The sequence below is a fragment of the Enterobacter vonholyi genome, from assembly GCF_040834095.1.
Taxonomy (GTDB): Bacteria; Pseudomonadota; Gammaproteobacteria; order Enterobacterales; family Enterobacteriaceae; genus Enterobacter; species Enterobacter vonholyi.
On record NZ_CP162152.1, the window covers coordinates 1,316,162 to 1,335,277 of the forward strand.

The 19,116-nt window shown below is 56.8% G+C and carries 19 protein-coding genes; 9 read left to right on the plus strand and 10 right to left on the minus strand.

Annotated features, from left to right (window positions below):
• Positions 1-7 precede the first annotated feature (7 nt).
• Positions 8-388: a protein YbgS gene (locus tag AB3N39_RS06205; protein ID WP_133295411.1), complete on the minus strand. Its 381-nt coding sequence runs from the start codon at positions 386-388 to the stop codon at positions 8-10.
• Positions 389-692: 304 nt separating this feature from the next.
• Here AB3N39_RS06205 and aroG point away from each other — a divergent pair, with 304 nt between their 5' ends.
• Positions 693-1,745, plus strand: a complete 1,053-nt coding sequence (aroG, locus tag AB3N39_RS06210) for a 3-deoxy-7-phosphoheptulonate synthase AroG (RefSeq protein WP_136195362.1) — start codon at positions 693-695, stop codon at positions 1,743-1,745.
• A gap of 61 nt (positions 1,746-1,806) precedes the next feature.
• Here the strand turns inward: aroG and gpmA are convergent, their stop codons facing one another.
• The 7 genes from gpmA to modE form a co-directional block, all read right to left on the minus strand.
• The gene (gpmA, locus tag AB3N39_RS06215) at positions 1,807-2,559 is read right to left on the minus strand and encodes a 2,3-diphosphoglycerate-dependent phosphoglycerate mutase (RefSeq protein ID WP_023310804.1); all 753 of its coding nucleotides are present in this window, start codon (positions 2,557-2,559) and stop codon (positions 1,807-1,809) included.
• A gap of 206 nt (positions 2,560-2,765) precedes the next feature.
• Positions 2,766-3,806 carry a galactose-1-epimerase gene (gene galM / locus AB3N39_RS06220; protein WP_133294008.1) on the minus strand — a complete coding sequence of 347 codons (1,041 nt, stop codon included), beginning with the start codon at positions 3,804-3,806 and terminating at the stop codon, positions 2,766-2,768.
• The gene (gene galK / locus AB3N39_RS06225) at positions 3,800-4,948 is read right to left on the minus strand and encodes a galactokinase (RefSeq protein WP_136195363.1); all 1,149 of its coding nucleotides are present in this window, start codon (positions 4,946-4,948) and stop codon (positions 3,800-3,802) included. The genes galM and galK overlap by 7 nt, the downstream gene beginning before the upstream one ends.
• A 3-nt stretch (positions 4,949-4,951) precedes the next feature.
• Positions 4,952-5,998 carry a galactose-1-phosphate uridylyltransferase gene (gene galT / locus AB3N39_RS06230; RefSeq protein WP_111963799.1) on the minus strand — a complete coding sequence of 349 codons (1,047 nt, stop codon included), beginning with the start codon at positions 5,996-5,998 and terminating at the stop codon, positions 4,952-4,954.
• 9 nt (positions 5,999-6,007) lie between these two features.
• Positions 6,008-7,024 (minus strand): UDP-glucose 4-epimerase GalE, encoded by a 1,017-nt coding sequence (galE, locus tag AB3N39_RS06235; RefSeq protein ID WP_048026980.1) that lies wholly within the window; start codon positions 7,022-7,024, stop codon positions 6,008-6,010.
• Between the two features lie 201 nt (positions 7,025-7,225).
• Entirely contained in the window at positions 7,226-8,698 is a 1,473-nt protein-coding gene (gene modF, locus AB3N39_RS06240) for a molybdate ABC transporter ATP-binding protein ModF (protein ID WP_136195364.1), read from the minus strand.
• Between the two features lie 67 nt (positions 8,699-8,765).
• A complete protein-coding gene (gene modE / locus AB3N39_RS06245) occupies positions 8,766-9,554 on the minus strand; it encodes a molybdenum-dependent transcriptional regulator (RefSeq protein WP_136195365.1) in 789 nt (262 codons plus the stop codon).
• 127 nt (positions 9,555-9,681) lie between these two features.
• Here modE and AB3N39_RS06250 point away from each other — a divergent pair, with 127 nt between their 5' ends.
• The 4 genes from AB3N39_RS06250 to modC all read left to right on the plus strand — a co-directional run bounded on the left by AB3N39_RS06250 (position 9,682) and on the right by modC (position 12,533).
• Positions 9,682-9,831, plus strand: a complete 150-nt coding sequence (locus AB3N39_RS06250) for an AcrZ family multidrug efflux pump-associated protein (RefSeq protein ID WP_008501118.1) — start codon at positions 9,682-9,684, stop codon at positions 9,829-9,831.
• Between the two features lie 178 nt (positions 9,832-10,009).
• Positions 10,010-10,783: a molybdate ABC transporter substrate-binding protein gene (modA, locus tag AB3N39_RS06255; protein WP_133294013.1), complete on the plus strand. Its 774-nt coding sequence runs from the start codon at positions 10,010-10,012 to the stop codon at positions 10,781-10,783.
• Positions 10,783-11,472, plus strand: coding sequence for a molybdate ABC transporter permease subunit (gene modB / locus AB3N39_RS06260; RefSeq protein WP_032641645.1), 690 nt, complete (start codon positions 10,783-10,785; stop codon positions 11,470-11,472). Before modA ends, modB begins: the two co-directional genes overlap by 1 nt.
• A gap of 2 nt (positions 11,473-11,474) precedes the next feature.
• A complete protein-coding gene (gene modC / locus AB3N39_RS06265) occupies positions 11,475-12,533 on the plus strand; it encodes a molybdenum ABC transporter ATP-binding protein ModC (protein ID WP_288460361.1) in 1,059 nt (352 codons plus the stop codon).
• Here the strand turns inward: modC and AB3N39_RS06270 are convergent, their stop codons facing one another.
• Positions 12,534-13,352 (minus strand): pyridoxal phosphatase, encoded by an 819-nt coding sequence (locus AB3N39_RS06270; RefSeq protein WP_149366186.1) that lies wholly within the window; start codon positions 13,350-13,352, stop codon positions 12,534-12,536.
• Between the two features lie 140 nt (positions 13,353-13,492).
• Here AB3N39_RS06270 and pgl point away from each other — a divergent pair, with 140 nt between their 5' ends.
• A complete protein-coding gene (gene pgl / locus AB3N39_RS06275) occupies positions 13,493-14,488 on the plus strand; it encodes a 6-phosphogluconolactonase (RefSeq protein ID WP_045909472.1) in 996 nt (331 codons plus the stop codon).
• Between the two features lie 119 nt (positions 14,489-14,607).
• Here the strand turns inward: pgl and AB3N39_RS06280 are convergent, their stop codons facing one another.
• Positions 14,608-15,891 (minus strand): putative acyl-CoA thioester hydrolase, encoded by a 1,284-nt coding sequence (locus AB3N39_RS06280; RefSeq protein WP_143344844.1) that lies wholly within the window; start codon positions 15,889-15,891, stop codon positions 14,608-14,610.
• Between the two features lie 224 nt (positions 15,892-16,115).
• On the opposite strand from AB3N39_RS06280, the gene hutI reads away from it, so the two are divergent.
• Genes hutI through AB3N39_RS06295 form a run of 3 tightly spaced genes read left to right on the plus strand, consistent with a single transcriptional unit; the run spans position 16,116 to position 19,028 of the window.
• The gene (hutI, locus tag AB3N39_RS06285; RefSeq protein WP_143344845.1) at positions 16,116-17,339 is read left to right on the plus strand and encodes an imidazolonepropionase; all 1,224 of its coding nucleotides are present in this window, start codon (positions 16,116-16,118) and stop codon (positions 17,337-17,339) included.
• Positions 17,336-18,274, plus strand: a complete 939-nt coding sequence (gene hutG, locus AB3N39_RS06290) for a formimidoylglutamase (RefSeq protein WP_136195368.1) — start codon at positions 17,336-17,338, stop codon at positions 18,272-18,274. The genes hutI and hutG overlap by 4 nt, the downstream gene beginning before the upstream one ends.
• Before the next feature lie 19 nt (positions 18,275-18,293).
• On the plus strand, positions 18,294-19,028 hold the full coding sequence (locus AB3N39_RS06295; RefSeq protein ID WP_104949081.1) for a histidine utilization repressor: 735 nt from the start codon (positions 18,294-18,296) through the stop codon (positions 19,026-19,028).
• Positions 19,029-19,116 lie beyond the last annotated feature (88 nt).

Consider the following 19,116-nt stretch of genomic DNA (forward strand, 5'->3'; position numbering starts at 1 on the left):
TAACAAATTACTGGGTAGTGCCATCGGTTTTGGTATTGGCGTCGCTACCCACTTTGTCGTTAGGGTCCGGGCATTTGCCGTCCTTGCACATTGAGTTCTTATGGACTTCATCTGAACTCATATTGTCATGGTTCATAGTGCCGGAACCGCTACCGTCTGGATGCAGCATGGTGCCGCCGGTGTTGGTGTTGCCGGTATTGATCTGGCTGTTGTCGACATTATTCGGGGCGATATTCTGTTTCGCATCAGGCGCGGGCTGGCCTGCTGCCGCAGCCGCATTGGCGTCACCGTTGCTGTCTGAGGTGCCCGTTTCCGCAGCCAGGACGCTGCCGCTGGCCAGAGTGAGGGTGGCGGTCAGGAAGAGGGTTGCCAGTTTTGTCATTTTCATCATGGTGCTCCTGTTCGTGTCGTTACGCTGGATAACATTCTCCAACAGTGCATCTTTTTCAGAGGCGAAAGATCCCGCCTTACGGACTTACGTCAGTAGGGAATCGCGTTTAAGCGTGTAAAATTGGTTGTTACAGTTAAAAAGCTTAGGTTAGATCTCGTTTTTCGCTATTTTGTGGCAATTTTTAGGCGAATTCCAGGAATTATCTGCGTGAAGTGTAAAACCGTGTTTACACTTCCTGGTCGACAAGATAGATTGAAAGGATTGCTTTCATTACTAAAGATATGGCAGAGCTGGAACGAAGATGAATTATCAGAATGACGATTTACGCATTAAAGAGATCAATGAGTTATTACCTCCTGTAGCGCTCCTTGAGAAATTCCCCGCCACTGAAAATGCCGCAAACACGGTTTCTCATGCTCGTAAAGCGATCCATAAGATCCTGAAAGGTAATGACGATCGTCTTCTGGTGGTGATTGGTCCGTGCTCCATTCACGATCCGGCTGCCGCGAAAGAATACGCCGCCCGTCTGCTCACCCTCCGTGAAGAGCTGAAGGACGAGCTGGAAATCGTCATGCGCGTCTACTTTGAAAAACCGCGCACCACCGTTGGCTGGAAAGGGTTGATTAACGACCCGCACATGGATAACAGCTTCCAGATCAACGACGGCCTGCGCATTGCGCGCAAGCTGCTGCTTGAGATCAACGACAGCGGCCTGCCTGCGGCCGGTGAATTCCTGGACATGATTACGCCACAATACCTTGCGGACCTGATGAGCTGGGGCGCAATTGGTGCGCGCACGACTGAATCTCAGGTCCACCGCGAGCTGGCGTCCGGTCTTTCTTGCCCGGTGGGCTTCAAAAACGGCACTGACGGCACCATTAAGGTGGCTATTGATGCTATTAACGCCGCTGGTGCGCCGCACTGCTTCCTGTCCGTGACCAAATGGGGTCACTCCGCCATCGTTAACACCAGCGGGAACGGTGACTGCCACATCATTCTGCGCGGCGGTAAAGAGCCGAACTACAGCGCGAAACACGTGGCAGAAGTGAAAGTCGGGCTGGAAAAAGCCGGACTGCCGCCGCAGGTGATGATCGATTTCAGCCATGCGAACTCCAGCAAGCAGTTTAAAAAGCAGATGGAAGTGGGTTCAGACGTCTGCCAGCAGATTGCCGGCGGTGAGAAGGCGGTGATTGGGGTGATGATCGAAAGCCATCTGGTTGAAGGTAACCAGAACCTGGAAGGCAGCGAGCCGCTGGTGTACGGCAAAAGCGTGACCGATGCCTGCATCGGCTGGGACGATACCGACGCCATCCTGCGCCAGCTGGCAAATGCGGTAAAAGCGCGCCGCGGCTGAATTCTCAGGCACAAATAAAAAAGCGCGGAAGGCTCCGCGCTTTTTTTATGTCTGGCGAAAATTACTTCGCTTTACCCTGGTTCGCAACAGCCGCTGCTTTCGCCGCGATCTCTTCTGCGTTACCCAGATAGTAGTGTTTGATTGGCTTGAAGTTTTCGTCGAACTCATACACCAGCGGTACGCCGGTTGGGATGTTCAGTTCGAGGATTTCGTCTTCTCCCATGTTGTCCAGGTATTTCACCAGCGCACGCAGAGAGTTACCGTGAGCCGCGATGATCACGCGCTCGCCGCTCTTCAGGCGTGGCAGAATGGTTTCGTTCCAGTAAGGCACAACGCGGTCGATGGTCAGCGCCAGGCTCTCGGTGGTTGGCAGCTCAGCGTCGGTCAGCTTCGCGTAACGTGGGTCGTGGCCCGGGTAGCGCTCGTCATCTTTGGTCAGCTCTGGCGGGGTGATTGCGAAGCCGCGACGCCACTGTTTAACCTGCTCGTCGCCATATTTCTCAGCGGTTTCCGCTTTGTTCAGGCCCTGCAGCGCACCGTAGTGACGTTCGTTCAATTTCCAGGACTTCTCAACCGGCAGCCAGGCCTGATCCAGTTCGTCCAGCACGTTCCACAGGGTGTGGATGGCACGTTTCAGCACAGAGGTGTAAGCAAAATCAAAGCTGAAGCCTTCTTCCTTCAGCAGTTTACCTGCTGCTTTTGCTTCGCTTACGCCTTTCTCGGACAGATCAACGTCGTACCAACCGGTAAAGCGGTTTTCGTTGTTCCACTGGCTTTCGCCGTGACGCACCAGGACCAGCTTAGTAATAGCCATCTCTTACTCCTCAAGCATTTTTAGAATGATAACAATTCTCATTATATTGCCGTGGCCGTGCCAGCAGCAACGCTTAACCCTAACCATAGCGAAAATAGTCTCTGAGTGTAAGATGCTTGTGAATCCAGGGTTATGATTTTGTCTGCGATCGGCGCTATTTTCAGCAAGGCGTGCAGAAAAAAGCCCTCCGGAGGGAGGGCTGAATATTAATGTGGAATAAAATGGTATTCCGTCACGCTCACGTACTCTTCACCCGGGTGCAGCACGCAGCCTGGCTGCGGCCATTCCGGATGGTTCGGGCTGTCCGGCAGGAACTCGCTCTCCAGCGCCAGGCCTTGCCAGTCGCTGTACTCATCGTGTTCGCGCGCCGTCGTGCCGCCGAGGTAGTTGCCTGAGTAAAACTGCAGGGCTGGGGCAGTGGTATAAACCGTCATCTGCAGCTTGTCATCCGCAGACCAGACCTGCGCGGCAGGCTGCGTCACATCACCTTTGGCCTGCAGCAGGAAAGCGTGATCGTAGCCTTTCACCTTACGCTGATCGTCATCGCTCAGGAAATCCCGGGCGATGGTTTTCGCGCTGCGGAAGTCAAAGCTGGTGCCGCTCACGTCTTTGAGGCCCTGATATGGAATGCCCATCTCGTCAACCGGCAGATACGCATCCGCCAGGATCTGCAGCTTGTGCTCACGCACGTCGCACTGGCTACCATCCAGATTAAAGTACGCGTGATTGGTCAGGTTGACCGGACACGGCCTGTCGACCTTCGCGCGGTATTCAATGGCGATACGGTTGTCATCGGTCAGCGTAAAGCGCGCGGACGCGGTAAGGTTCCCCGGGAAGCCCTGATCGCCATCAGGCGAATCCAGTGAGAACAGCACTTCACCGTCGTTTTGACGAACAATCTTCCAGCGGCGTTTATCAAACCCATCCGGCCCGCCGTGCAGCTGGTTCTCACCCTGGCTAGGAAGCAGGGTGTACTGCTCGCCGTTGAGTTCAAAACGGCTCTTCGCGATGCGGTTAGCATAGCGCCCAACGGACGCGCCCAGATAGGCGGACTGATTGACATACTGCTCAGGCGAGGCGCAGCCGAGCAGGGTTTCGCGCACGCTGCCGTCCGGCATCGGTACGCGGGCAGAAAGAAGGGTAGCACCCCAGTCCATCAGCGTAACGACCATTCCCGCGCTGTTGCGCAGGGTTAACAGGCGATACGGCAGACCATCCGGTGCGAGTGTAGGTGTTTCGTTTAGCACTGTCCGGCTCCTTGTGATGCTTTACAAACATAGAAGGTTTCTTTGATGCCTGTTTTGGCTTCGTACTGCTTCGCCACGGCATCCTGTACGGCAGGAACCAGCTCTTCTGGCACCAGCGCAACGATGCAGCCGCCAAAACCGCCGCCCGTCATGCGCACGCCGCCTTTGTCGCCAATGGTGGCTTTAACGATGTCCACCAGGGTGTCGATCTGCGGAACGGTGATTTCAAAATCTTCGCGCATGGAGGCGTGAGATTCCGCCATCAGCTCACCCATGCGTTTCAGGTCACCTTTCGCCAGCGCGGACGCGGCTTCAACGGTACGGGCATTTTCCGTCAGCACGTGACGAACGCGTTTGGCGACGACCGGATCCAGCTCGTGCGCCACTTTGTTAAATTCATTGAGCGTCACGTCGCGCAGGGCAGGCTGCTGGAAGAAGCGGGCGCCGGTTTCGCACTGCTGGCGGCGGGTGTTGTATTCGCTGCCCACCAGCGTGCGCTTAAAGTTGCTGTTAATGATGACGACAGCCGCGCCTTTTGGCAGGGGAACGGCTTTGGTACCCAGCGAGCGGCAATCAATCAACAGGGCATGCTCTTTTTTGCCGAGCGCGGAGATCAGCTGGTCCATAATGCCGCAGTTACAGCCCACGAACTGGTTTTCTGCTTCCTGACCATTCAGGGCGATTTGCGCGCCGTCCAGCGGCAGATGGTAAAGCTGCTGGAATACGGTGCCGACGGCGACTTCCAGCGACGCAGAGGAGCTTAAGCCCGCACCCTGCGGCACGTTGCCGCTGATAACTAAATCGGCGCCGCCAAAGTTCTTGTCGCGCTTCTGAAGGTGTTTCACCACCCCGCGCACGTAGTTAGACCACTGCTGGCTGTCGTGTGTCACAATTGGGGCATCGAGGGAAAATTCGTCCGTCTCATTACCGTAATCAGCCGCAATCACGCGGACTTTACGGTCGTCGCGTTTCGCACAGCTGATAACGGTCTGGTAATCGATGGCGCACGGCAGCACGAAACCATCGTTATAGTCGGTGTGTTCACCGATCAGGTTAACGCGGCCTGGCGCCTGGATAACGTGGGTGGCAGGGTAGCCAAATTTCTCAGCAAACAGGGATTGTGTTTTATCTTTCAGACTCATTTTTTAGACTCCTGATTCGCGATAGTGGACGTCGCTAACGGCACGCAGACGTTCTGCCGCCTGTTCCGCCGTCAGGTCACGCTGGGTTTCTGCCAGCATTTCGTAGCCCACCATAAATTTACGTACCGTCGCAGAGCGCAGCAGCGGCGGATAGAAATGGGCATGCAATTGCCAGTGCTGATTCTCTTCCCCGTTGAACGGCGCGCCGTGCCAGCCCATGGAGTACGGGAAGGAGCACTGGAACAGATTGTCGTAACGGCTGGTCAGCTTTTTCAGCGCCAGGGCAAGGTCGTCGCGCTGCGCGTCGCTGAGATCGGTAATACGCAGAACATGTGCTTTCGGCAGCAGCAGCGTCTCAAACGGCCACGCGGCCCAGTAAGGCACGACGGCCAGCCAGTGTTCGGTTTCCACCACGGTACGGCTGCCGTCGGCCTGTTCACGCTGCGCGTAATCCACCAGCATCGGCGAGCCGTTTTCCGCGTAATACGCTTTCTGCAGACGGTCTTCACGCTCGGCTTCGTTAGGCAGGAAGCTGTTCGCCCAGACCTGGCCGTGCGGATGGGGATTCGAGCAGCCCATGGCCGCGCCTTTGTTTTCGAACACCTGCACCCACGGATAGCTCTGCCCCAGCTCTGCGGTTTGCGCCTGCCAGGTGCTGACGACCTCTTTCAGCGCGTCCACGCTCAGCTCCGGCAGCGTCTTGCTGTGATCGGGCGAGAAGCAGATCACGCGGCTGGTTCCGCGCGCGCTTTCGCAGCGCATCAGCGGATCGTGGCTTTCAGGCGCGTCCGGCGTGTCGGTCATCAGGGCGGCAAAATCGTTTGTGAACACGAAGGTGCCTTTGTAGTCCGGGTTTTTATCCCCGGTAACGCGCGTGTTGCCTGGACAGAGGAAGCAGTCCGGGTCGTGCTGCGGCAGGGTCTGTTTTGCAGGCGTCTCCTGCGCACCTTGCCAGGGGCGCTTAGCGCGATGCGGAGAAACTAAAATCCATTGCCCGCTCAACGGGTTAAAACGACGATGCGGATGATCGACGGGATTAAATTGCGTCATGACGGATCCTTAGTCCGGATAGCCTTGCGGGTGGCGTGACTGCCAGTGCCAGGTATCCTGTGCCATTTCATCAAGCGTGCGCGTCACACGCCAGTTAAGCTCTTTGTCGGCTTTGGTGGCATCGGCCCAGTAAGCAGGCAGATCGCCCTCGCGACGCGGTGCGAAGTGGTAGTTCACCGGCTTGCCGCAGGCTTTGCTGAAGGCGTTAACCACGTCCAGCACGCTGCTGCCGACTCCGGCGCCGAGGTTGTAAATATGCACGCCCGGTTTGTCAGCCAGCTGCTGCATGGCCGCAACGTGACCGTCGGCCAGATCCATTACGTGGATGTAGTCGCGCACGCCGGTGCCGTCTTCGGTCGGATAGTCATTGCCAAAAATCGCCAGCGAGTCGCGACGGCCAACGGCAACCTGGGCGATATACGGCATCAGGTTGTTTGGGATGCCCTGGGGATCTTCACCCATATCGCCAGACGGATGCGCGCCGACCGGGTTGAAGTAGCGCAGCAGCGCGATGCTCCACTCCGGCTGGGCTTTTTGCAGGTCGGTCAGGATCTGCTCCACCATCAGCTTGCTTTTGCCGTACGGGCTTTGCGGGGTACCGGTCGGGAAGCTTTCAACGTAAGGAATTTTCGGCTGATCGCCGTAGACGGTGGCGGAGGAGCTAAAGATGAAGTTTTTGACGTTCGCCGCGCGCATGGCGGAGATGAGACGCAGAGTGCCGTTGACGTTGTTGTCGTAATACTCGAGCGGCTTCGCAACGGATTCACCGACCGCTTTCAGACCCGCGAAGTGGATCACCGCTTCTATGGCGTGGTCGTGAAGGATCTCGGTCATCAGCGCTTCGTTGCGGATGTCGCCTTCCACAAAAGTCGGTTGTTTACCGCCAAGACGTTCAATCACAGGCAGCACGCTGCGCTTACTGTTGCACAGGTTGTCGAGAATGATGACGTCATGGCCGTTTTGCAGCAGCTGCACGCAGGTATGGCTACCTATGTAACCGCTACCACCTGTTACCAGAACTCGCATATTTCGCTCCATTGGGCTTATGGTATGTAATAACCATAGCATAACAGAGACGCGAAAAGTGTGACATGGGATAAAATAGTGGAATCGTTTACACTCGTTTTCACACTCATTTTTTTCATGACTGAGAGCATTCTAGATCAAAGAGATAGCGATGTATTGATGCAAGTTATCTGAAAAAGAGGAGGGCAGAGCCCTCCGCGGTTAATCAACGTTGCTGAGAAGGTAGCGATAACCCTCACCGTCCGGAACAAACTCCAGGCGATGCGTGATGCAGGCGGGGGCATCTTCGGCATGATGTGAAACGAAAAGCAGCTGCGTTTCACCTTCGCTAATCAGCACGTCCACAAAGCGGCGGATAAGCTGGCGGTTCAACGGGTCGAGTCCCTGCAGCGGTTCGTCGAGGATCAGCAGCGTAGGGTGTTTCACCAGCGCGCGAACGATCAGGGCCAGACGCTGCTGCCCCCACGAAAGACTATGAAACGGCGCGTCAGCCACCCGGTTATCCATGCCCAGAATGTCCAGCCACTGCTGGGCGAGCTTATGTTGTTTGTCCGACACCGCCTGATAAATTCCGATGGAATCAAAATACCCGGAGAGGATCACGTTGCGTACCGTGGTACTGACCCGGTAATCCAGATGCAGGCTGCTGCTGACGTAGCCGATATGCTTTTTGATATCCCAGATGGTTTCTCCGCTGCCGCGACGCCGACCAAACAGCGTGAGGTCGTTGCTGTAGCCCTGCGGATGATCGCCGGTGATCAGGCTCAGCAGCGTCGATTTTCCCGCGCCGTTGGGGCCGACAATCTGCCAGTGCTCGCCCGGATTGACCGTCCAGCTGAGGCGGTTAAGGATCGGGCGATCGTCATAAGAGACCACGCCATCCCGCAGCACGATGCGCGGCTGGTGGGGATCGAGCGCATGGCGGGCCGAAGGAGCGTCAGGTTCCGGAAGGGTAATTCCGTCGAGTTGTTCACTGTGCGCGAGCTGGGCAATCAGCGCCTGCTTGAGCAGCGCTGTTTTTTCTCCGGTTTCGGTCAGGTTACAGTCGGCCAGGACGCCCGCGTGCTGGATAAAGTCCGGAATTTCATCGAAGCGGTTAAGCACCAGCACGAGGGTATATCCCTGCTGATTAAGAGACGCCAGCAGGGCCGCCAGCTGCGCACGGGACTGCACGTCAAGACCGTCGAACGGTTCGTCCAGAATAAGCAGTTCAGGTTGGCTCATCAGCGCCTGACAAAGCAGCGTTTTTCGCGTCTCGCCGGTAGAAAGGTATTTAAAGCGCCGGTCCAGCAGAGGGGTGATACCGAACCGTTCTGCCAGGCGCCGGCAGCGGGCGGGATCCTTCACTTCATCCTGAATAATTTCCGCGGTCGTACGGCCGGTATCTTCTTCGCCTGGGCTGAGCAAATCGGTGTTGTTGCGCTGCCACTCGTCGCTGACCAGCTTTTGCAGTTGTTCAAACGACAGGCGCGTCAGGCGCGTAAAGTCGCTCTGGTATTCGCCCTTGAGGAGGTTGAGCTCTCCGGCCAGCGCGCGGGCCAGCGCGGATTTACCGCTGCCGTTTGTGCCGACAAACGCCCAGCTTTCACCCGCGCGTAGCGTCAAATCAGCAATTGTCAGCGTTCGGGTATCGCTAAGACGAAACGTGCCTTGCGAAATATGCAATGATGACATGGTTTATCCCTGTTTTTGCAGCACCAGATATCAGGGATACGCACTGTCGGTACGATTGTCAATGTGCTCAGCACAAAGTGGCGATAATCACCCGGTCCGCGTTGAAATACGCGGTGACGGCAGCACCTTCTTCTAAGTTGTCCGACTCGCTGAGCGGTACGGTCGCGCAAAGCGGCTGCCCATCTGCCAGGGTCATCAGCACTTCGCACTGCGCTTCACCGCGTTTGATGAGGCTGATGGTGCCCTGCAGCTGGTTATCTGCTCCGATTGCCGCGTCGGGATCGCGCGTGATAGTGACCCACGGCGCTTTCAGCAGCACCAGCACCTCTTTACCTTCATTCAGTTCAAGACGTTCCGCGCTTTGCGCCGTTATGGCGGCCTTCAGACGGGTGGTGCCATCGGCAAGCAGGATCTCAATATGCTGCTGTATCTGCAGATTGTCGCGCGCCGTCACCGTACCAAACCACTGGTTACGGGCGCTGGTTTGTAAAGAGAAGCGGGAAATGGCGGCCAGCAGACTGTCCAGCGGAACGTTATCGTCATCGCTCAACACATCAAACGCTTTTTGCTGGATCTGCGCCAGCAGATCGTAAAGCTGAATAAGGCGCTGGCCATAACGCGTCACGATCGCACCGCCGCCGCCTTTGCCGCCCGTGGCTCTGTCCACCAGCGGGTGTTCGCTCAGGGTGTTCATCTCGTTGATGGCGTCCCAGGCGCTTTTATAGCTGATTCCCGCGTTTTTCGCCCCCTGGCTAATCGAGCCCGTTTGTTCTATTTGTTTAAGCAGGGCGATACGTCGCGGATCGGCGAAAAGCTTTTGCTGAAGTCGTAGAGTGAGGAGAATTTCGGCCTGCATAACAGTGTCCTGGCAAAAAGAGTATTGTGACCCAAATGGTGCAGGGCGCAAAGGGTACCGCACAAAAGGGGATGTTTTTCTCACTATTCAGGGTAGAATGAGTCATTCACAATATCTGGAGAAAACCATGTTAGAGTTGTTGAAAAGTCTGGTATTCGCCGTGATCATGGTACCAGTAGTGATGGCCATCATCCTCGGTGCCATCTACGGCCTGGGTGAAGTGTTCAACGTCTTTTCGAACATTGGTCACAGAGACCAGGCTAAAAAGCAGCATTGATTCCCCTCAAAACGCCCGGCTTGTCCGGGCGTTTTGCTCTCAAGATTTTCCCGTTTTCGCCGATATAATTTAACGCATCACACCGGTTTACCCATTCAGCGGTACGATTAAACGCTGGGATCTCCCTGACGTTATCGTTATATTAATGTGTATATAACGCTACTCACAGGAGTTACAGATGGCACGTTCATGGGTACGCCTTTTTGCAGGGGCAACATTGACGCTTTCCCTTACCGGACACGCGCTGGCGGACGAGGGTAAAATCACGGTCTTTGCGGCGGCGTCGCTGACTAACGCGCTGCAGGATATTGCGGCGGCGTATAAAAAAGAGAAAAACGTCGAGGTGGTCTCCTCTTTTGCCTCTTCCTCGACGCTGGCGCGCCAGATAGAAGCGGGCGCACCGGCGGATCTGTTCATCTCGGCGGATCAGAAGTGGATGGATTACGCGGCGGAGAAGAAATCGATTGATGCGACAACCCGCGAAACGCTGCTGGGGAATAGCCTGGTTGTCGTGGCGCCAAAAGCCAGCGCGCAGGCGGACATCACTATCAACAAACAGACCAACTGGATGAGCCTGCTGAACGGTGGCCGTCTGGCGGTGGGCGACCCGGCGCACGTTCCGGCCGGGATTTATGCCAAAGAAGCGCTGCAAAAGCTGGGCGCATGGGAGACGTTGTCGCCGAAGCTGGCCCCGGCCGAAGACGTGCGTGGCGCGCTGGCGCTGGTGGAACGCAACGAAGCCCCGCTGGGCATTGTGTATGGCTCTGATGCCGTAGCCAGTAAGGGAGTGAAAGTGGTGGCAACGTTCCCGGAAGACTCCCACAAGAAAGTGGAATATCCTGTTGCGATTGTTGATGGACATAAAAATGCGACCGTGACGGCTTTCCGCGATTATCTGAAGGGGCCTGAAGCGTCCGCTATCTTTAAACGTTACGGATTTACGACTCACTGATGATATTGACCGATCCTGAATGGCAGGCTGTTCTGCTGAGCCTTAAAGTCTCTTCCCTGGCGGTTGCGCTGAGTTTGCCCTTTGGGATCTTCTTTGCCTGGCTACTGGTTCGCTGTCAGTTTCCCGGCAAAACGCTGCTCGACAGCGTGCTTCATCTTCCGCTCGTGTTGCCGCCCGTAGTGGTCGGTTACCTGCTGCTGATTTCGATGGGGCGACGCGGTTTTATCGGCGAGAAGCTCTACGACTGGTTTGGGCTGACGTTCGCTTTTAGCTGGCGCGGTGCGGTACTGGCTGCGGCGGTGATGTCATTCCCACTGATGGTGCGGGCGATACGTCTCGCGCTGGAAGGCGTGGACATGAAGCTTGAACAGGCGGCCCGCACGCTGGGCGCCGGGCGCTGGCGCGTCTTTTTCACCATCACGCTTCCGCTGACGCTGCCGGGCATTATTGTCGGCACGGTGCTGGCCTTCGCCCGCTCGCTCGGCGAGTTTGGCGCGACGATCACCTTTGTGTCGAACATACCCGGCGAGACGCGGACGATTCCGTCGGCAATGTATACCCTGATTCAAACGCCGGGCGGTGAAGGCGCGGCGGCGCGGCTGTGTATTATTTCAATTGTGCTGGCGCTGGCATCGCTGATGGTGTCTGAATGGCTGGCGCGGCTCAGCCGCGAGCGGATGGGGAAATAAGCATGCTGCAACTCCATTTTACCCAGACGCTGGGAAACCATACCCTGACGCTTAACGAGACGCTGCCTGCAAGCGGAATCACCGCCATCTTTGGCGTGTCGGGGGCGGGAAAAACGTCGCTGATTAATGCCATCAGCGGCCTGACCCGCCCGCAGTCTGGCCGGATTGTTCTGAATGACCGCGTCCTGAATGACGTGGAGAATAAGGTTTACCTCTCGCCGGATAAACGCCGCATCGGCTATGTTTTCCAGGATGCACGCCTGTTCCCGCACTACAGCGTGCGCGGCAACCTGCGTTACGGCATGGCGAAAAGCATGGCCGGGCAGTTTGATAAGCTGGTGACGCTTTTAGGTATTGAGCCATTGCTCGACAGGCTGCCATCCTCACTCTCCGGTGGAGAAAAACAGCGCGTGGCCATTGGCCGCGCGTTGCTGACCGCACCCGAACTGCTGCTGCTCGACGAACCGCTGGCCTCGCTCGATATTCCGCGTAAACGTGAGCTCCTGCCCTACCTGCAGCGCCTGACGCGGGAAATTAATATTCCGATGCTCTACGTCAGCCATTCGCTGGACGAAATCCTCCATCTGGCCGACAAGGTGCTGGTGCTGGAAGAGGGCAGCGTTAAGGCGTTTGGCAACCTGGAAGAGGTGTGGGGCAGCAGCGTCATGCATCCGTGGTTACCCAGGGAGCAGCAGAGCAGCATCCTGAAGGTGAGCGTGCTGGAACACCATCCACACTACGCGATGACCGCCCTGGCGTTGGGTGACCAGCATCTTTGGGTCAATAAGATCGACAAGCCGTTACAGTCCGCGCTGCGTATTCGTATTCAGGCATCTGACGTCTCGCTGGTGCTGCAGCCGCCGCTGCAAACCAGTATTCGAAATATCCTGCGCGCCAAAGTGGCGGAATGTTTTGATGATAACGGGCAGGTGGAAGTGAAGCTCGAGGTCGGCAGCAGGACGCTCTGGGCGCGCATCAGCCCGTGGGCCAGGGATGAGTTAGGGATCAAACCCGGACTGTGGCTTTACGCGCAAATTAAGAGCGTCTCGATCACCGCCTGATTACAGCAGGTGAGTGTAAATGTACTGCGCGATGCTGTCGGTGGTGTTGTCGCCAATCACCACGTTGGCGTGCGCTTTTACCGCGTCGTCGGCATTGCCCATCGCCACGCCGGTACCGGCGGCTTCCAGCATGCTTATGTCGTTGTAGTTGTCGCCGAAGGCGATCGCGTCCTGCATCGACCAGCCTTTTGATTCCACATACTGCGTCAGGCGTTTGCCTTTGCTGTTGCCTTTGCGGGCAATATCCACCTGATCGTGCCAGGACCATTCACACTCCAGACCCAGCGTCTGTTCCACGTGTTTCGCGAAGGCATTCAGCTTGGTGGTGTCTTCATCCGTCAGGGCGAATTTCCAGATAGCCTCAACGTCCTGGGCCGCCTGACGCAGGGAGGAAACCTGGGTAAAGACGGGACGCTGCGCTTCAGGCAGGGACAACGCCCAGTTGCTGGTGCGCACCACGTGGCCGGTAGGGCGCTCGTAGACCATTGCGTTATCCACATACATCAGGCCGTGAACGGCATGCTCATCCAGCAGATCAATCAGTTGCAGCGCCTGGGGAACCGGCAGCGGGTCGGATTCTAAAACCTTTTTTGCCTGATAATCATACAAATAAGTGCCATTACAACAAATTGCAGGTGTATCTAACGCCAGTGCCTGATAAAAAGGGTGAATGGCAACGTGATGTCGACCCGTTACGATAAGGAGTTGATATCCCGCTTCCTGCGCGCGTTTAAGCGCTTCCAGAGAAGAGGGGAGAAGGGTTTTTTGCGGCGTCAGTAAGGTACCGTCTAAATCCAGAGCAATCACACGCGAGGTCATCTGTTTTTCCGGGTTAATATTGAATTTACGTTTTGATGGGATGGTACACCGAGAGGCGAACGCTTCAAAATTCCTGTCGACAATTCAGCATTCACCGTCAAAAGTTAACTACTTTCATGCGCAGTGAGGAGTGAATATTCATGAAACAAACCGTTTATACCGCCAGTCCTGAAAGCCAGCAGATCCACGTCTGGCGCTTAAATACCGAAGGGACACTCACGCTGGTTCAGGTTGTTGATGTGCCAGGCCAGGTACAGCCGATGGTCATCAGCCCGGATAAACGTTTCTTGTACGTGGGTGTGCGCCCGGAGTTTCGCGTGCTGGCCTATCGCATTTCTCCGGACGACGGCGCGCTGACGTACACTGCTGAAGCCCCGTTGCCGGGCAGCCCAACCCATATCTCAACCGATCGTAAAGGCAACTTTGTCTTCAGCGGCTCGTATAACGCGGGCTGCGTCAGCGTAACGCGTCTGGAAGACGGCATTCCGGTCGAAACCGTGGATGTGGTGGAAGGGCTGGAAGGCTGCCACTCGGCGAATATCTCTCCGGATAACCGCACGCTGTGGGTACCTGCGCTGAAGCAGGATCGTATCTGCCTGTTCACCCTGAGCGACGATGGTCACCTGGTGGCGCAGAATCCAGCTGAAGTTACGACTGTTGAAGGCGCTGGTCCGCGTCATATGGTCTTCCACCCGAACCAGCAGTATGCCTACGTGGTCAACGAACTGAACAGCTCAGTGGACGTATGGGAACTGAAAGATCCAAACGGTCAGATTGAGTGCGTGCAGACGCTGGACATGATGCCGTCTGATTTCTCCGACACCCGCTGGGCGGCGGATATCCACATTACGCCAGATGGCCGCCATCTGTACGCCTGCGACCGTACCTCCAGCCTGATTACCGTGTTTAGCGTTTCTGAAGATGGCAGCGTGCTGGCGGTTGAAGGCTTCCAGCCAACGGAAACCCAGCCGCGCGGCTTTAATATCGATCACAGCGGCAAATACCTGATTGCGGCGGGGCAGAAATCCCACCACATTGCGCTGTACGAAATTAAAGGCGAGCAGGGACTGCTGGAAGAAAAAGGGCGCTACGCCGTAGGCCAGGGGCCGATGTGGGTGGTAGTTAACGCTCACTAAGCTGCCTAAAACAAAAAACCTCGCGAATGCGAGGTTTTTTATGCCCGGTGGCACTGCGTTTACCGGGCCTGCATCATCTGTAGGCCGGGTAAGGCGAAGCCGCCACCCGGCAAAACAGCTTACTGCTTCGGCTCAGCAACCACTTTGCTACCCAGACCGCGGTTGTTGTATTCCCACATGCGGTTGAAGTTAGCGTCGTTCAGGTTGCGCTGCACGTTCCCTTTATCATCCACCGCACCGGTGTTGCCGGAGAACGGACGTTTGGAGATCGCGGCATCCGCCCACGGTTTCGCCATGTTGAAGCCTTCGTTGATCACGCTGTCGCGGATCACAACCTGACCGTTGGTGGCTGAGTCCACGTCCAGGGAGCGTCCCAGCTGCGCCACGCCGTCACCGGCAGCATTAAAGCGGCTGTTCACGGCCAGGAAGCCGAAGAAGAGGTTCGACTGGGTTGCCGGAGCAAACACGTAACCTTCCTGCTGAGTACGTGAGTTCACCACGCGGAAATCGGTATTATCAAACACCACCGCGCCGCGACCAGACACCAGGTCCACGTCACCTTCAACGTAGCTGTTGGTCACAAGGGTACGGGTCAGACGGTTATTCTGCAGGGTGTTCTGCACGCCGCTGTTGGTCACGAAGAAGGTGTTCTGACGGCCCAGAATGTTGACGTTGTTAATCTGCACCTTATCGCCATCGCTACGCAGCGCAACGGCCTGGTGGTTACCGGCGTCAACGCTGTCACCCAGGGTATTCTGAATGGTCAGGTTCTGCAGCTGCAGACCGTTATTCTGAGACCAGAATACCGCCGAGCACATTACGCCAATGGTGGCGGAACGCTTGCTCTGGCAGTTATCAAACATATACCACGCCGGTTTGCCCGGCATATATTTACCGGCCGGGTTCACCAGGTGACGCCAGGTGTTGCTGTCGATTTCGGAATCAATCGCCAGACCAATTTTTACGTCAATCGCCTTTTCGCCCAGACCGTAAAGCGTAATGCTGCCTGGTGCCGCCGGAACATACACGGTGCCTTCATATTCACCAGGCAGGATCGCGATGTACTGGCGAGACGCGCTGTGTTTAGTGATGGCAGCATCAACCGCAGCCTGAATTGAGGTATGCGTTACGCCCTGCGCACTCGCCGGGCCAACCACGAAGTCAGGCTGTTTCGGCAGATTAATAGACGACGGGGTCCACGGCGCAGCGTTAGGATCCATCGCTGAGAAGTAGTGTGCACGGTCGAAGTTCTTCGCTTCATCAGTGGACAAAATCGGGCGGGAGGCGGTACCGGGCGCAACCTGCTCAGAAGGTCGCTGATCCGGTGGTGTTGAACTGCAAGCGGATAAGGTCACGCCAAAGGCGAGTGCTAACGCCAGACGGGAAATCCTGGAAATGTTCAAGGTAGAGCTCCTGGGTATGCAAGTCTTTACGGGACAGACGAAATAGCCTGCTTTTTTATACTAAGTTGAGCGAAACGGGAAGATAAAAAGGGTAAAAGTTCCATTTTTAGCCCGAGAGCGGCAAGTAAGTGATCACAAATAACTAACATTTTCCTTCAAGGCGGTTGACAGTAGACGGTGGATGCAAATAAATGTCTATACAACCCATGACAAGTGGAATGCCCATGCAGCAGATTCATCCCGACGATGTGATATGGCGAAATGCGCGACTGGCTACGATGGTGCCGGACGTATCTGCGCCCTATGGACTGAAAGAGCAACATGCCCTGGTCGTACGGGGTCAAACTATCCTGGCCGTGATCCCTGAATCTGACATTCCGGCCGGACACCGTCACTGCGTCGATCTCCAGGGGCGTCTGGTCACGCCTGGCCTGATTGACTGCCATACCCACCTTGTATTTGGCGGCGATCGCGCGGCGGAGTGGGAGCAGCGTCTTAACGGCGTCTCTTATCAAACCATCAGCGCCCAGGGGGGCGGGATTAACGCTACCGTGACGGCGACCCGCAGCAGCTCGCCCGAAACCCTGCTTAAGCTGGCGCAGCAGCGGCTTCAGCGACTGATGAATGAAGGCGTCACTACGGTTGAAATCAAGTCGGGATACGGTCTAAACCCCGAGGCCGAAGAGAAGATACTGCTGGTCGCGCGCCAGCTGGGCCTCAATAATCCGATCGATATCAGCCCAACGCTGCTGGCGGCTCATGCGGTTCCGCCGGAATACCGACAGGATCCGGACGCGTACCTCACGCTGGTCTGTGAGCAGATATTGCCCACGCTGTGGCAAAAAGAGTTATACGAAGCAGTAGACGTGTTCTGCGAAAACGTCGGCTTTACCTCGTCGCAAACCGAGCGTCTCTTTAAGGCGGCAACCGCGCTCGGTATCCCGGTGAAAGGGCATGTTGAGCAGCTTTCAAATCAGGGCGGTGCGGCGCTGGTCAGCCGGTATAAAGGACTCTCCGCCGATCATATCGAATATCTCGACGACGCAGGCGTTCAGGCGATGGCGCAAAGCGGTACGGTTGCGGTACTGCTCCCCGGCGCGTTCTATTTTCTGCAGGAGCGCCAGCGTCCGCCGGTGGAACAGCTCAGAAAACACGGTGTGCCGATGGCGGTCGCCACCGACTACAACCCCGGCACCAGCCCGTTTGCCAGCCTGCACCTGGCGATGAACATGGCCTGCGTCCAGTTTGGCCTGACCCCTGAAGAAGCCTGGGCTGGCGTCACGCGGCATGCCGCGCAGGCGCTGGGTCGTGGCGCAACCCACGGACAGCTGCGGGCCGGGTTTGTCGCTGATTTTATCGTCTGGGATGCTCATCATCCGGTAGAGATGGTCTACGAGCCGGGACGCAACCCGCTGTATCAACGTATTTTTCGTGGGGAGGCAGTATGAAGCTATGGCGGCCCGTAGCCGAAACGGTCTGGCAGGGGCGCGACGACAGCGCCGAGGCCAGCAACGCAACGCGTATTTTCCAGACGATACGGCAGCAGGGAGCGTTCACGCCGCTGGCATCCGGCATTGCGCTGATAGGCTTTGAATGTGATGCAGGCGTAAAACGCAATCAGGGCAGGCCCGGCGCCGTGCAGGCGCCGGATATACTGCGAAAAGCGCTGGCGAATATGGCCAGCCATCAGGGACACGATCGGCTGGCGGATATGGGCTCGGTTTACATTGAAGGTGACGAGCTTGAGGCGGCACAGCAGGCGTTAAGCGATGCCGTCACGGCCTGTCAGCAGTCCGGGATGCGTACGCTGGTCTTTGGCGGCGGACACGAAACCGCGTGGGCGCACGGTCGCGGCGTGCTGGAGGCCTTCCCGAACGAGCGGGTTGTCATCATCAACCTTGATGCCCATCTCGATCTGCGCAAGGCCGACCGGGCGACGTCCGGCACGCCGTTTCGCCAGCTGGCACACTACTGCGATGAGCGCGGGCGGGCATTTCAGTACGCCTGCTTTGGCGTGAGCCGGGCGGCGAATACGCAGGCGCTGTGGGATGAGGCCGAACGCCTGAACGTCACGCTGGTGGAAGATCTCCATTTCAGGCGCGATGCACTGTCCGCGTTGGAAAGTGTGCTGGCCCAGGCCGATCGCGTCTACCTGACAATCGATCTGGACGTCCTGCCCGCCAGCGAAATGCCTGCCGTTTCCGCTCCGGCTGCGTTAGGCATTCCGGCACTGGATCTCCTCCCCGTCATCGAACATATCTGCCGTAGCGGTAAGCTCCAGGCCGCCGATCTGGTAGAGTTTAACCCGCAGTACGATCGGGACGGGCAGGGCGCTAAGCTCGCCGCCCGCCTGGCCTGGCAAATTGCTCACTGGTGGGCATAACACTATTCAAGGAGTCACGATGTTTTCACGCTCACCCCTGCCGCAGTCGAGCTCTCCCGCACCTTTCTACGAAAAGGTGAAGCAGGCGATCAGCGAAAAAATCGCCACCGGCGTCTGGCGGCCGCACGACCGCATTCCCTCGGAGGCCGATCTGGTGGCGCAGTTTGGCTTTAGCCGGATGACCGTCAACCGCGCGCTGCGCGAGCTGACCGACGAAGGGCTTCTGGTGCGCCTGCAGGGCGTGGGGACGTTTGTGGCGGAACCGAAAGGGCAATCCGCCCTGTTTGAAATCCGCAGTATTGCAGACGAAATTGCCGCGCGTAATCATCAGCACCGCTGTGAGGTGCTGGTGCTCGAAGAGACCCAGGCCAGCGCCGAGCAGGCGGTAGAGCTGAATGTCAAAGAGGGAAGCCGCATCTTCCACTCCGTGATGGTGCATTTCGAAAACGACATTCCGGTGCAGATTGAAGATCGCTGCGTTAACGCTGAGCGGATACCGGACTATCTGAACCAGGATTACACCCAGACCACGCCGCATGCCTATCTCTCGCTCGTCGCACCGCTGACGGAAGGGGAGCACATTGTGGAGGCCGTGCGCGCCACGCCGCAGGAGTGCGAAAGGCTGCGCATTAAAGAGCACGATCCGTGCCTGCTGATCCGCCGCCGTACCTGGTCCTCGTCGCACATTGTGTCGCATGCCCGGCTGCTTTTCCCGGGTAATCGCTACCGGCTGCAGGGCCACTTCATGTCATAAGTTTTATAAGCGTGATCGCTAACGCAATATAACAAAATTGTATCTTTTTTGTTAAATCTGACCTTGTATGTGCTTGTCTATACAAGTA